Source organism: Tistrella sp. (assembly GCF_002684955.1).
Lineage (GTDB): Bacteria > Pseudomonadota > Alphaproteobacteria > Tistrellales > Tistrellaceae > Tistrella > Tistrella mobilis.
Window position 1 is genome coordinate 275,365 of sequence record NZ_NYWI01000034.1, and the last position, 12,569, is coordinate 287,933.

A 12,569-nucleotide genomic window follows, 5' to 3' on the forward strand; every position below is an offset into this window, starting at 1 on the left:
TATTTTCGGGCAGCCGAACTAGCCTGCCTCTGATTTCAATCTCGCCGGGAAACCGACACCGCATGGACAAGCGATCGCCCGTCCGCCCGGATAGCCCCGCCCGACCGGATATTGAAGACAAGACCCAGGCCGAACGCGCCTACCGCCTGATGCGCGAGGACATCGTCACCGGGGCGCTGCCGCCCGATCTGAAGCTCAAGATCGAGATGCTGCGCGACCGCTATCAGATCGGGGCGGGACCGCTGCGCGAGGCGCTGGCCCGGCTGTCGGGGGAATATCTGGTGCAGATGCAGGGCCAGCGCGGCTTCGTGGTGGCGCCGATGTCGGCGACCGATGCCCGCGAGATCGGCCATCTGCGCAAGATCTTCGAAGCCGATGCCCTGGCCCAGTCCATCCCGGCCGGCGATGTCGCCTGGGAAGAGCGGGTCATCACCACCTATCACCGCCTGGAGCGGCTGGAACTGGCCGACCGCCAGGGCGTCGAGCAGATGTCGGAATGGGAACGGCTGAACCACGATTTCCACGAGGCGCTGGTCTCGGCCTGCGCCTCGACCTGGCTTCTGCGCATGCGGGCGATGATGTTCCGCCATCATGAACGCTATCGCCGCCTGTCGCGCGCCAAGACCGTGATGACCCGCGACATCCATCTGGAACATCGCGCCCTGCTGGATGCCGCACTCGACCGCAATGTCGACCGCGCGGCCGAGGTGATCCGCCGCCATATCGAACACACCACCGGCGCCGTGGTGGCGGCGCTGGCCCGGGATCCGGCCGTGGATGCGCCTGCGCAGGCGACCGGCACCGACTGACATCGACCGCCCGTCGGGCGCAGAAAGGGCCGGGATGGCGCCATCCCGGCCCTTTCGATGTGTCTGCTGCCGACGGTGCCCCGTCAGAAGGTCGTGTTGTGGGCGGTGAACTTGGTGATCAGATAGGGCTCCATCGCCTCGATGCCGCCTTCCGAGCCATAGCCGGAATCCTTGATGCCGCCGAAGGGCACCTCGGGCAGGGCCAGCATGCCCTGGTTGATCGAGATCATGCCGCTTTCGATATCGGCCGAAAGCGCTGCCGCGGTCTTCGACGACGAGGTATAGGCATAGGCCGCCAGGCCATAGGGCAGGCGGTTGGCCTCGGCGATCAGCGCGTCATAACCGCTGAAGGTCGAGACCGGCACCACCGGGCCGAAGGGCTCTTCGTTCATGATCCGGGCCGAGAGCGGCACGCCGGTCATCACCGTCGGCTGGAAGAAATAGCCCTTATTGCCGATGCGCTCGCCGCCGGTGCGGATGGTGGCGCCATTGGCGACGGCATCGGCCACCAGGGCCTCCATCGCATCCACGCGGCGCGAATTGGCGAGCGGCCCCATGCGGGTCTCGGGATCGAGGCCGTCGCCGACCTTGATCGAGGCCACCGCCTCGGTGAATTCGCCGACGAAGCGGTCGGCGACGCTCTCTTCCACCAGGAAACGCGTCGGCGAGACGCAGACCTGGCCGGCATTGCGGAACTTCTGCGCCGCCAGTGCCTTGGCCGCCTTCGAGACGTCGACATCGCCGAACACGATCGCCGGCGCATGGCCGCCGAGTTCCATGGTCGCACGCTTCATGTGCTGGCCGGCCATCGCCGCCAGATGCTTGCCGACCGCGGTGGAGCCGGTGAACGAGATCTTGGCGATCACCGGATGCGGGATCAGATAGGACGAGACCTCGGCCGGGATGCCGTAGACCAGGTTGATCACGCCGGCCGGCACGCCGGCATCGGCATAGGCGCGGATCAGCTCGGCGCAGCTTGCCGGTGTCTCTTCCGGGCCCTTCACGATGATGGTGCAGCCGGTCGCGACCGCGGCCGAGACCTTGCGGACCACCTGATTGATCGGGAAGTTCCAGGGCGTGAAGGCGGCGACGACGCCCACCGGCTCGCGCGTCACGGTCTGGAGATGACCCACGGCGCGGGACGGGATCACCCGGCCATAGGTGCGGCGGCCTTCCTCGGCGAACCAGTCGATGAGGTCGGCGGCGGCCAGCGTCTCGACCTTGGCTTCGGCCAGCGGCTTGCCCTGTTCCATGGTCATGATGCGGGCGATGGTGTCGGCGCGCTCGCGCAGCAGATCGGCCGCCTTGCGCATCACCTTGGACCGGTCATAGGGCGAGACCTTGCGCCAGGTCCTGAACGCCCGGGCGGCAGCCTCGAGTGCGCGGTCCAGATCACCGGTCGACGCATGGGCGACGCGGCCGATCTCCTCGGCGGTGGCCGGGTTCAGGACGGCCTCGTCCTTGCCCGTCGAGCCCGGAGCCCAGGTACCGTCGATGAAGAGGCTGGTATTCGGATACATCTCTCGCTCCTCGGGAGGGGACATATGGCCCTGTGGGGCCGGGCGGGGGTGAGGGTTGGAAACGGGCAGAAGGGGCTATCGGCCGCCGGCGACCACCACGCGGTTGCGGCCCGCGCGCTTGGCCTGATACATGGCGCTGTCGGCGGCCTCGACCAGATGGTTGTAATCGGGATGGCCGTCGAACACCGCGACACCGACCGAAGCGCCGAGCCGGATACGGGTATCGCCCGACAGCACGACTTCGGTCTTGCCGATGGCTTCGCGCAGCCGTTCGGCCAGCGCACGCGCGGCCGCTTCGCCGGCCTCGACCGCGACGACCAGGAACTCTTCGCCGCCATAGCGGAAGACCAGATCGCTGCTGCGGCAGGTGCCGAGGATGGTCTCCGCCGCCTGGCGCAGCGCTGCATCCCCTGCACTGTGGCCGTGGCTGTCGTTGATGGTTTTGAAATGATCCAGATCGACCATGATCACCGCAAAGGGATGGTCGCGACGCATCGCCAGCGTGATCTCGCGCTTCAGAATCGCGGGCAGGAAGCGGCGGTTGAGCGTCCGGGTCAGGGCATCGCGGCCGGCCTCGGCGCCGATCAGGGCCTGGAAGGCATCGTTCAGGATGAAGCGGATCTCGTTCACGGCATTCTGGATCGGGCCCAGTGCCGGGCCGAAACCGTTGCCGGCCGCACGCGCGGCATCGGTCTCGGGCAGGATGCCCTCGTCCAGCCGCTGCATCAGCTCGTTCACCCGGTCCAGCACCGGTGTGCCGTCGAACATGATGCCGCCGCGATGATGGAACCAGAGGCCGAAATCGGACCGGCCGATCCGGGGCAGGGGCTCGGTCGAACCGCTGCCACCGGCCAGCGCCAGCAGCACCGCCTGGTTCCATTCCAGCAGCGAGGCGCGCTGGCTCTCGCGTTCCAGCGACAGATCCTGGCTCAGGAAGAACAGCCGGTAGGCTTCCTCGTCGCGGCTCTGATGGGTGATGCCGGAAACGAAGACCGCGCCCATCAGCTCGATGGCGATGTCGATCACGGTCTCCACATGCAGCAGCAGGCGGACCAGCTCGTCGCGGCCGACCCGGCTGCCGGCGATCCGCCCGGCGATGCCGGCCTTGATCAGCCGCGCGCCGCGGCTGACCAGATGCAGGGGCACCCGGACCCGGGCATGGACCTCGCCGACCCTGGTCTGGACGATGGCCATGCTCTCGAAATCGGGGGCGGGGCCGGCCGGGAACAGGCTGCGGATCCAGCCGGCCAGAGAGCCGCGCAGCCGGGTCTGGACAATCTCGTTCGACAGCAGTGGTGCCGCCTCGGGATCGGCCATCAGCACATCGTAGAAATCCCGCGCCAGTTCGTCGGACGAGGCGGCAACCAGCCCGGCCAGCCAGTCGCGCATCTCGGGCGCCAGCGCGGCCTGAAGCCGGTGCCAGTCACGCCGGGCGGCCGTGAGCGACGGGTTGGGGTCGGCGGCGGTGTCGTGACGGGCGGCCGTCTTGCCGGCAGTGGTAGGCATCTGAGGGCGGGGGCCTGACTTTCCTGCGGTTCGGCCCCCGCCGGCCGGCGGAGACGCCCGCGCATGATGCGACTGGAAACCGGTCGCCGCAAGTGCCGCGCAACGTCTTCAGGGCCGTCGGTCGAGGATCCGATCGATCAGCCCCCAGTCCAGCGCCTCTTCCGCGGTCATGAACCGGTCGCGGTCGAGCGTGCGTTCGACCTCTTCGGGCGTGCGGTGGCAGTGCTCGGCATAAAGCCGGATCATGCGCTGCTTTACCCGCAGCGTTTCCTCGGCATGGATCAGGATGTCCGAGGCCTGGCCCTGGAACCCGCCCGAGGGCTGGTGAACCAGGATGCTGGCATTGGGCAGGGCCGCGCGCTCACCGGCCGTGCCGGCCATCAGCAGGAACGAGCCCATCGAACGGGCCGTCCCCATGCACAGCGTGTGCACCGGCGAGCGGATGTAGCGCATGGTGTCGTACATCGCGAAGCCGCTGGTGACCACGCCGCCGGGCGAGTTGATGTAAAGATTGATCGGCCGGCCGGGGTCTTCCGCCTCCAGGAACAGCAGCTGGGCGCAGACAACGGCCGCCACATCGTCGTCGACCTGGCCGTTCAGGAAGATGATCCGTTCCTTCAACAGCCGGGAATAGATGTCGAAGGCCCGTTCGCCCCTGGTCGACTGTTCCACGACCATGGGGACGAGCTGCATCGTGCCGCGCATCGGCGACCTCCGCTCTGATTGGATTTTGTGAAAAGCTGTGCCGCGTCTAGGCGGCGCGCATCATCGCGCCGCTGCGGTCATTGGCGGCGGCCATGCGGCGATGGACGACCCGAAGCCGGGTGCCACCGGTGGTGTTGGGGGCGATGGTGAAGGTCACCAGGCTTTCGGTGAAGGGCGGTGCCTGTTCCCGCATGCGATAGCTGAGCTCGCGCCCGGGCGTGACCGAGGCCGGTTCGGCCGCCGCCAGATCCGCGGCCGGCAGCCAGTGTGCCCGAAGTTCGGGAATGCTGATCGCCCGCCAGACCTTCTGCGGCGGGGCGTCGAGATCATAATCCTGCACGATGCGATCGGCGCCGGGCGTGGAGGCGGGGGTGGTCATTGGTCCATCTCCTTCAGCAGCGCTTTCAGGGCATCGATCCGCGCCGGCCAGTATGCGCGATACTTCGCCAGCCAGTCCGCCACCACGGCCAGACCGTCGGGATCGACCTCGTAATCGACGAACCGGCCCTGTCGTTCTTCCCGCACCAGCCCGGCCGCGCGCAGCACGGCCAGATGCTGCGACATCGCCGGCTGGCTGATCGCCATGCCGTCCCTGAGCGCGCTGGCATTCATCCGCCCCGCGGCCAGCTTCTCGAAGATGGCGCGGCGGGTGGGATCGGCGAGGGCTTTGAACACATCGGTCTCGGTCATGTCGATAGATAAGCAGATACTTATATGACGTGCAAGCCCTCTCTGCGCGCGTCTTCACCTGCCCATGGTCAGCACCAGCCGGCCGGTCACCTCGCCGCGCCGCAGCCGGTCCAGCGCCTCGTCGATCCGGCTGAAGGGCAGGGCGGTGATCTCTGCCCGGACATGGCCGCGGAGCGCGAAATCCACCGCCTCCTGCAGGTCGCGGCGGGTCCCGACATTCGATCCGCGGATCGAACGCTCCCAGTTGGAAATCCGCGCGATCGACACCCGGATGGTATCGCGTTCGCCCCCCGGCAGGCCGATGAACACCGTGGTGCCGCCGGGGCGGGTCATGGCGATGGCCTGTTCGAAGGCCGCGGGTGCGGTGGCGGTGACGATCGCGGCATGGGCGCCGCCGCCGGTCGCGGCCTGCACGGCTGCCACGGGATCGCCGGCACCGGCATCTATCACCGCTTCGGCGCCGAGCGTCAGGGCATGGTCCAGCCGGGCGGGCGAAACGTCGACCGCGACCGGACGCAGCCCCATCGCCCGGGCATACTGGATCGCGACATGGCCGAGCCCGCCGGCGCCCACGATCGCCACATGCTCGCCCGCCCGCGCCTCCGATCGCTTAAGGCCGCGCCAGGTGGTGACACCCGCGCAGAGGATCGGCGCGATCGCCACCAGATCGGCATCGGCGGGCAGCCGGGCGACGAAGGCGGCCTCGGCCAGCATATACTCGGCATAGCCGCCGTCACGGCTGAAGCCGGTGGCGCCGCCGGCCTCGCAGATCGTCTCCATCCCGGCCAGGCACCAGGCGCAGCGTCCGCAGGCATGGGCCATCCAGGGCACGCCCACCGCGTCACCGATGGCGATGCCCGACACACCGGCGCCCAGCGCCGCGACATGGCCGGTGACTTCGTGGCCGGGGATCAGCGGCAGTTTCGGCGGCGTGCCCCAGTCGCCATCGACGATGTGCAGGTCGGAGTGGCAGACACCGCAGGCTGCCACGCGGATCAGCACCTCGCCCGGCCCGGGCTCCGGGCGCGCGACCTCCATCATCCGCAACCCCTCACCCGGCCGTTCGACCACTGCCGCCTGCATGCGCGCCATGTCTGCCATCTCCTTGTCGTCGTCCGTCAGTGCCGGCCGGACAGGGTTCCGGCCGCCTGCCAGCAGAGCGCAGGCGCGTGCGGGCTGTAAAACAGGAAACGCGCCGGGTCCGGTATCGGCAAAGCCGATGGCAGATGTGTCGATCTGCGGCAGGCCCTGCCAGCGCGTTCGGCTTTTCCGATAGCGCAATCCGGGATTTTGAATTGGTCATGCCGCCCCCGCCGGCCGCAGGCTGATCAGGGGACGGGTCTGGGGAGATCCGTCGGCCTGCGCGGGAGGCATTCGCAGATCCATGATCACCATCACGGCCATCATCACCGTCACGCCCGGCGCGGAAGCGCTTGCCGAGGCCGAGCTGCTCAAGGTTGCGGCGCATGTCCGGGCCAACGAGCCCGAGACGGTCGACTTCTTCATCAGCCGGTCGCGGGACAATCCCTGCCGGTTCACGACCTATGAACGCTTCACCGATGTCGCAGCCATGGATCGTCATAACGGCTCGGAGGCGGTGGCGGGGTTCTTCGCCGCGGTCTCGCCGCATTTCGACGGGCCGGTGATCCTGGAAACCTGCACCGAACTTTCGGCGAAGTGAGGCGGCACCCATGCCCTTTGATCTGAAGACCTCCGGATACTGGACGGCGCTCGCCGGCCGGCTCAAACCCGATACCGGCCTGTTCATCGATGGCGATTTCGTCGAGGCCCGGGGCGGCGGCCGCTTCGCCACCGTCAACCCGGCGACCGACGCGGTTCTGGCCGAGGTCGCCCGCGGCGGTGCCGCCGATATCGACCGGGCGGTCGCTTCGGCCCGGCGGGCCTTCCGCACGGCGCCCTGGGCGCGCATCCCGCCCCGTGCCCGCATGGAGGTGCTCTACCGCTTCGCCGATCTGATCGAGGCGCATGCCGAGGCATTTGCGGTGCTGGATGCCCAGGATATGGGCAAACCGATTGCCGAGATGCTGACCATCGATGTCCCGGGCAGCCTCGCCTGTTTCCGCTTCATGGCCGAAGCCGCGGACAAGATCACCGGGTCTACCACCGCAACGGGAGAACAGGCCCTCCACTACATCCTCAGGCAGCCGCTTGGGGTGGTGGGCTGCATCGTCCCCTGGAATTATCCGCTGATGATGGCGGCATGGAAGATCGCGCCTGCCCTCGCCGCAGGCAATGCGGTGGTGCTGAAGCCTGCGGAACAGTCACCGCTGAGCGCCCTGCTGCTCGGCCGGCTGTTCGTCGAGGCCGGCGGCCCCCCGGGCATCCTGAACGTGGTGCCGGGCTTCGGCGAAGAGGCCGGCCAGGCGCTGGCCCGCCATATGGATGTCGACAAGATCGCCTTCACCGGTTCGGGCGAGGTCGGCGGGCTGATGATGGAATATGCCGGCCAGTCGAACCTGAAACATGTCTCCACCGAATGCGGTGGCAAGTCGCCCCATGTGATCATGGCCGATGTGCCGGATCTGGAAACGGCGGTGAACACGGCGGTTGCCGGCATCTACGGCAATCAGGGCGAGGTGTGCAGCGCCGGCTCGCGGATCCTGGTCGAACGGGCGATCCTGCCCGATGTCCTCGACGCCTTCGCTGCCCGTACCCGCGAGACCGTTCATGTCGGCGACCCGCTCGACCCCGCCACCACGCTGGGGCCGCTGGTCACCCGCAGCCATCAGCGCCGGGTGCTGAACTATATCGAGGTCGGCCGGGCGGAGGGCGCGCGCCTGGCCTTTGGCGGCGTGGTGCCGCCGGGATGCGAGGGCGGCGCCTATGTCGCCCCCGCCCTGTTCGCCGATGTGGACAATGGCATGCGGATTGCATCTGAAGAGATCTTCGGTCCGGTGGGCGCGGTGATCCCGTTCGACGGGCTGGACGAGGCGTTGCGCATCGCCAACGACACGGTCTACGGCCTCGCGGCGGGGCTGTGGACCCGGGATCTCACCAAGGCCCACCGTTTTGCGGCGGGGGTGGAGTGCGGCATGGTCTGGATCAACGGCTATATGAACGGCGACATGACCCAGCCCTGGGGCGGGTGGAAACAGACCGGCAATGGTCGCGACAAATGTTTCGAGGCCGTTGTCGCCCATACCCAGACCAAGAGCGTCTGGGTGACGCTCGGCTGAATGCAGCTCCCGGGGAACCGGGCCGGAAAGGCGACCATCGCGCCATGGACCTGTCCTTCCGCCATATCCGATATTTCGTCGCCGCCGCGGAAGCGGGCTCGGTGACGGGCGCGGCCGCGCTGGTCGGCGTGTCGCAATCGGCGGTGACCGAGGCCATCAAGTCGATCGAACATCAGCTGGGGGTGCCGCTGCTGCAGCGGCACCCCCGCGGTGTATCGCTGACCCATGAAGGGCACCAGTTCCTGCGCCATGCCCATGCGATGATCGAGGCGCTGACCGCCGCCGGGCGCACGCTGTCGGCCGCCGGCCGCAAGCTGACAGGCCGGCTGGGGCTGGGCGTCTCGCCCATGGTGGCGGGCTATTTCCTGGCCGATCTGCTGGCGCGTTTCCGGCGCACCTTTCCGGGGGTGGAGGTGGCGCCCTCGGAGGACCGCCGGCCGTTCATCGAACAGCTGCTGATCAATGGCGAGCTGGATGTCGCCATCCTGATTGTCTCGGAAATCGAGGAGAAGGCCGCGCTGGCGCATGAGGTGCTGGCCCGGTCGCAGAACCGGTTGTGGCTGCCGCCCAATCACCGCTTCCTGAAGCGCGACCGGGTGACGCTGTTCGACATCTGCGAGGAACCGTTGATCGTGCTGAGCGCGGATGATTACGGCGACGCACTGGCGCGGATCTTCCGCAGGGCCGGGCTCTCCCCCCGGGTGCTGTTCGAAACCGGATCGGTGGAGGCGGTGCGCAGCATGGTCGCGACCGGTGCCGGCATCGCCATTGCCCCCGACCTCGCCTACCGGCCCTGGTCACTGGAAGGCGACCGGCTGGAGGTGCGGGCGATCGCCGATCCGCTGCCGGCGGTGGATGTGGGCGTGGTCTGGCGGCGCGGGCTGGAGCGGATGCCGGCGGTGGAGCATTTCCTGCAATCCTGCCGCCAGGGCCAGCGGCCGGGCCATCGCGCCGGGGAGATGACGGCATGAGACCGGCCGGGCAGATCGACAACACCGCCCTGCTGATCGCCGGCCGGCTGGTGGCGGGGGAGGGGCCCGAGCGCATGGTGATCGACCCGTCGACCGGTGCCGGGATCGCGACGCTGCGGGATGCCGCCATGGTCCAGGTCGACGAGGCGGTGGCGGCGGCAGAGCGGGCGGCACCCGGCTGGGCGGCGCTGACACCCGCCGAGCGGGCGCGTGCCCTGCTGGCGGTGGCCGATGCCATAGATCGTCACACGCCTCTGCTTGCCGGGATCGAGGCGCGCAATTGCGGCAAGCCGCTGGCGGCGTCGCGCGATGGCGAGCTGCCCCGGGCGGCGGATGTCTTCCGCTTTTTCGCCGGCGCCGCCCGCACCCGCACCGACATGGCGGCCGATGCCTATCTGCCCGGGCGGACCAGCATTCTGCTGCGCGAGCCGCTGGGGGTGGTGGCGGCGATCATCCCCTGGAATTATCCGCTGATGATCGCGGCCTGGAAGCTGGCCCCGGCGCTGGCGGCGGGCAATACGGTCGTCCTGAAACCTGGGGAGGAGGCGCCGCTCTCGGTGCTGGCGCTGGCGGCGCTGGCGGCCGACCTGTTGCCGCCTGGCGTGCTCAATGTTGTGGCAGGCTCGGGCGAAGTGGTGGGCCAGGCCCTGGTTCGCCATCCGGGCGTGGCGCTGGTCACCGTCACCGGCGATCTGGTCACCGGTCGCAAGGTGCTGGACGGGGCGGCCTTCGGCGTGAAGCGCAGCCTGCTGGAACTGGGCGGCAACGCCCCGGTGATCGTGGCCGAAGATGCCGATGTCGACCGGCTGGTGGCCTGCATCCGTCGCGCCGGCTTTTACAATGCCGGCCAGGACTGCACCGCCGCGGCCCGGCTGTTCGTGGCACCCGGCATCCATGACCGGCTGGTGGCCCGGCTGGCCGAGGCGGTGGCGGCGATCCGCATCGGATCACCCTTCGACCCGGCGACCGAGATGGGGCCGCTGATTTCCGCGCGCCAGCGCGACCGGGTGGCGAGCTATGTGGAACGCGCCCGCGCCGCCGGCACGGCCGAAATCGTCGCCGGCGGCCGGGCGGTGCCGGGCAATGGCTGCTTTTACGAGCCGACCCTGATCGTCAACACCAGCCCCCAGGACGAGATCGTCACCCGCGAGGTGTTCGGCCCGGTGGTCACCGTCACGCGCTGCGCCGATGTGGACGAGGCGCTGCGCTTCGCCAACCGCTCGGAACACGGCCTGGCGGCGTCGCTCTGGACCCGCGATATCGGCCGGGCGATGCGGCTTGGCCGGGGGCTGGCCTATGGCTGTGTGTGGATCAACGACCACATGGTGTTCCCGGCCGAAATGCCCCATGGCGGCCGCCGCCGGTCAGGCTTTGGCTACGACATGTCGATCCATGCGCTCGACCAGTATTCGGTGGCCAAGCATATTCTGCTGAACGAGGGTGGGGCGGAATGATGCGGTCAGGCGCGGGTCAGATCGTCGAGCATGCGGCAGAGCCGGTTGACGTCTGCCGTGCCCATCGCCGCTTCGATGCGCTGCTGCTGGCGGGCGATGGCGGGCGCGATGCGCTGCCACAGCTCTTCGCCGCGCGGGGCCATGAAGATCAGCACCCGCCGCCGGTCATCCGGGTCTGGGGCGCGGAAGACCAGGGATTGAGAGACCAGCCGGTCGATCATCTTGGTCATGGTCGGCGGATCGACCAGCACCGCATCGGCCAGTTCCGACATCGGCCGGCCCTGGTCGTCGGCGAGCAGGGCCAGCACGCGCGCCGTCGAGACCGGGATCTTTTCGGGCCGCAACGCCTCTTCCAGGTCGCGCTCCAGATGGCGGGCGACACGGGCGGCGATGTAGGCCACGTTATGTTCGATGGACGTCGGCACGAAGACTCTGCACCCTCTTTCCGGCGCGTGTCGGGTGGGACCACGGGGGAACGCGCGCGATCATTTATCCGACGTCGACATGTCTGTGCAAGTGACTGCGGCGCTTTGCGCGTCGCAGACGAGAGTGACAGGGGATAGGGGAGCGGTCCGGCGACCGAAAAATCCAAGAAAAGTCGCCGCCGTTTCAGGGCCTGACTGGCAATCGAGGGAGTTCCGCCGATGAACATCGGACTGCTGATTCAGCTCCAAGGTCCCGCCGGCATCTGGGGACCGTCCTGCGAAACCAGTGCCCGGCTGGCGGTGCACGAGATCAATGCCGCCGGCGGCATCGGCGGGCACGAAATCGCGCTGGAAGTGCTGGATGCCGGCCTGCCGCCGGATCAGGTGGCCGCCAGGGTGTCGAAGGCGGTGGCCGAACGGCGCATCGATGCGGTGGTGGCGATGCATCCCAGCGACCTGCGGGCGCGGATCGCCGCCTCCATCGCCGGCCGCGTGCCCTATGTCTACACCCCGCAATACGAGGGCGGCGAGCGCCATCCCGGGGTCTATACCATCGGCGAGACCAGCCGCGAACTGCTGCCGCCGGCCATGAGCTGGGTGGCGGAGCATGAACGGGTGCAGCGCTGGTTCATCCTGGGCAATGACTATGTCTGGCCCCGGCGCTCGGCGGCGCTGGTCAAGGCGCTGGCGGCACGAACCGGTGCCCGGCTGGTGGGGGAGCGCTATGTTCCCTGGCTTTATTCCGAGCGGTCGGATTTTTCGGAAGAGCTGGCCGCGATCCGCGCCAGTGGTGCCGATGGCGTGCTGGTGATGCTGCTGGGCGAGGATGCGATCATGTTCCACCGCGCCTTCGGCGAGGCGGGCATGGCCGGACGGGCGGCGCGGCTGTGCCTGGCCTTCGACGAGAACCTGCTCTATGCGGTGGGCGAGGAAAACACCGAGCGGCTCTACAGCGTCTCGGCCTATTTCGCCAATCTCGACACCCGCGCCAACAACCGCTTCCTGGACCGCTATCTGGCGCTGTTCGGGGCGCGCTCGCCCGTGCCCAACATGCTGGGGCAGTCGTGCTACGAGGGCGTGCACTTCCTGAAGAGCCTGGTGGATGCGGTCCCGCGCGGTTACGGCCCGTTCAAGCGGCGCGACCGGTTCCATCTGGCGCATCTGTCGGCGCGCAGCGAGGACAGCCTTGAAATGCCGAGTCATGTCCATATCGCCACCGTGCAGGGTATTGATTTCAAACATGTCGCGTCTTTCTGAGACCGCCTTCCGCAGCGCCGGCCGCTAGCCCCTGG

The 12,569-nt window shown here is 68.5% G+C and carries 13 protein-coding genes; 6 read left to right on the top strand and 7 right to left on the bottom strand.

Going from position 1 to position 12,569, the window contains the following annotated elements; translation table 11 throughout:
• Window positions 1-62 precede the first annotated feature (62 nt).
• Window positions 63-809, top strand: coding sequence for a GntR family transcriptional regulator (locus tag CMO28_RS11980; RefSeq protein WP_062764421.1), 747 nt, complete (start codon window positions 63-65; stop codon window positions 807-809).
• An 83-nt stretch (window positions 810-892) separates the two neighbouring features.
• On the opposite strand, the gene CMO28_RS11985 is transcribed toward CMO28_RS11980, so the two are convergent.
• The 6 genes from CMO28_RS11985 to CMO28_RS12010 form a co-directional block, all read right to left on the bottom strand.
• Window positions 893-2,329, bottom strand: a complete 1,437-nt coding sequence (locus CMO28_RS11985) for an NAD-dependent succinate-semialdehyde dehydrogenase (protein WP_296713720.1) — start codon at window positions 2,327-2,329, stop codon at window positions 893-895.
• A gap of 75 nt (window positions 2,330-2,404) precedes the next feature.
• Complete coding sequence (locus CMO28_RS11990; RefSeq protein WP_296713722.1) at window positions 2,405-3,835, bottom strand: diguanylate cyclase; 1,431 nt, start codon at window positions 3,833-3,835, stop codon at window positions 2,405-2,407.
• 108 nt (window positions 3,836-3,943) lie between these two features.
• On the bottom strand, window positions 3,944-4,540 hold the full coding sequence (locus CMO28_RS11995; RefSeq protein WP_014753179.1) for an ATP-dependent Clp protease proteolytic subunit: 597 nt from the start codon (window positions 4,538-4,540) through the stop codon (window positions 3,944-3,946).
• A gap of 46 nt (window positions 4,541-4,586) precedes the next feature.
• Window positions 4,587-4,919 (bottom strand): SRPBCC family protein, encoded by a 333-nt coding sequence (locus tag CMO28_RS12000; protein ID WP_062764429.1) that lies wholly within the window; start codon window positions 4,917-4,919, stop codon window positions 4,587-4,589.
• Window positions 4,916-5,230, bottom strand: a complete 315-nt coding sequence (locus CMO28_RS12005; protein WP_014753177.1) for an ArsR/SmtB family transcription factor — start codon at window positions 5,228-5,230, stop codon at window positions 4,916-4,918. Before CMO28_RS12005 ends, CMO28_RS12000 begins: the two co-directional genes overlap by 4 nt.
• Before the next feature lie 54 nt (window positions 5,231-5,284).
• Window positions 5,285-6,322, bottom strand: a complete 1,038-nt coding sequence (locus tag CMO28_RS12010; protein ID WP_296713730.1) for an alcohol dehydrogenase catalytic domain-containing protein — start codon at window positions 6,320-6,322, stop codon at window positions 5,285-5,287.
• Between the two features lie 292 nt (window positions 6,323-6,614).
• On the opposite strand from CMO28_RS12010, the gene CMO28_RS12015 reads away from it, so the two are divergent.
• The 4 genes from CMO28_RS12015 to CMO28_RS12030 are packed head-to-tail and all read left to right on the top strand — an operon-like array spanning window position 6,615 to window position 10,852.
• Window positions 6,615-6,911, top strand: a complete 297-nt coding sequence (locus CMO28_RS12015) for a putative quinol monooxygenase (protein ID WP_296713731.1) — start codon at window positions 6,615-6,617, stop codon at window positions 6,909-6,911.
• 10 nt (window positions 6,912-6,921) lie between these two features.
• Window positions 6,922-8,427 (top strand): aldehyde dehydrogenase family protein, encoded by a 1,506-nt coding sequence (locus CMO28_RS12020; RefSeq protein WP_296713733.1) that lies wholly within the window; start codon window positions 6,922-6,924, stop codon window positions 8,425-8,427.
• A 44-nt stretch (window positions 8,428-8,471) separates the two neighbouring features.
• Window positions 8,472-9,398: a LysR family transcriptional regulator gene (locus tag CMO28_RS12025; protein WP_296713736.1), complete on the top strand. Its 927-nt coding sequence runs from the start codon at window positions 8,472-8,474 to the stop codon at window positions 9,396-9,398.
• Entirely contained in the window at window positions 9,395-10,852 is a 1,458-nt protein-coding gene (locus CMO28_RS12030; RefSeq protein ID WP_296713738.1) for an aminobutyraldehyde dehydrogenase, read from the top strand. The genes CMO28_RS12025 and CMO28_RS12030 overlap by 4 nt, the downstream gene beginning before the upstream one ends.
• Window positions 10,853-10,857: 5 nt before the next feature.
• On the opposite strand, the gene CMO28_RS12035 is transcribed toward CMO28_RS12030, so the two are convergent.
• Window positions 10,858-11,277, bottom strand: coding sequence for a MarR family winged helix-turn-helix transcriptional regulator (locus CMO28_RS12035; RefSeq protein WP_296713740.1), 420 nt, complete (start codon window positions 11,275-11,277; stop codon window positions 10,858-10,860).
• 219 nt (window positions 11,278-11,496) lie between these two features.
• On the opposite strand from CMO28_RS12035, the gene CMO28_RS12040 reads away from it, so the two are divergent.
• Window positions 11,497-12,534, top strand: coding sequence for a substrate-binding domain-containing protein (locus CMO28_RS12040; protein WP_014753170.1), 1,038 nt, complete (start codon window positions 11,497-11,499; stop codon window positions 12,532-12,534).
• The last annotated feature ends 35 nt before the right edge of the window (window positions 12,535-12,569 follow it).

Bases quoted from the DNA above. Each gene is read 5' to 3' on its own strand.
- CMO28_RS12005 (WP_014753177.1), bottom strand. From the start codon at position 5,230: ATGACCGAGACCGATGTGTTCAAAGCCCTCGCCGATCCCACCCGCCGC.
- CMO28_RS12000 (WP_062764429.1), bottom strand. From the start codon at position 4,919: ATGACCACCCCCGCCTCCACGCCCGGCGCCGATCGCATCGTGCAGGAT.
- CMO28_RS12025 (WP_296713736.1), top strand. From the start codon at position 8,472: ATGGACCTGTCCTTCCGCCATATCCGATATTTCGTCGCCGCCGCGGAA.
- CMO28_RS11980 (WP_062764421.1), top strand. From the start codon at position 63: ATGGACAAGCGATCGCCCGTCCGCCCGGATAGCCCCGCCCGACCGGAT.
- CMO28_RS12030 (WP_296713738.1), top strand. From the start codon at position 9,395: ATGAGACCGGCCGGGCAGATCGACAACACCGCCCTGCTGATCGCCGGC.
- CMO28_RS12040 (WP_014753170.1), top strand. From the start codon at position 11,497: ATGAACATCGGACTGCTGATTCAGCTCCAAGGTCCCGCCGGCATCTGG.
- CMO28_RS12010 (WP_296713730.1), bottom strand. From the start codon at position 6,322: ATGGCGCGCATGCAGGCGGCAGTGGTCGAACGGCCGGGTGAGGGGTTG.
- CMO28_RS12020 (WP_296713733.1), top strand. From the start codon at position 6,922: ATGCCCTTTGATCTGAAGACCTCCGGATACTGGACGGCGCTCGCCGGC.
- CMO28_RS11995 (WP_014753179.1), bottom strand. From the start codon at position 4,540: ATGCGCGGCACGATGCAGCTCGTCCCCATGGTCGTGGAACAGTCGACC.
- CMO28_RS11990 (WP_296713722.1), bottom strand. From the start codon at position 3,835: ATGCCTACCACTGCCGGCAAGACGGCCGCCCGTCACGACACCGCCGCC.
- CMO28_RS11985 (WP_296713720.1), bottom strand. From the start codon at position 2,329: ATGTATCCGAATACCAGCCTCTTCATCGACGGTACCTGGGCTCCGGGC.
- CMO28_RS12015 (WP_296713731.1), top strand. From the start codon at position 6,615: ATGATCACCATCACGGCCATCATCACCGTCACGCCCGGCGCGGAAGCG.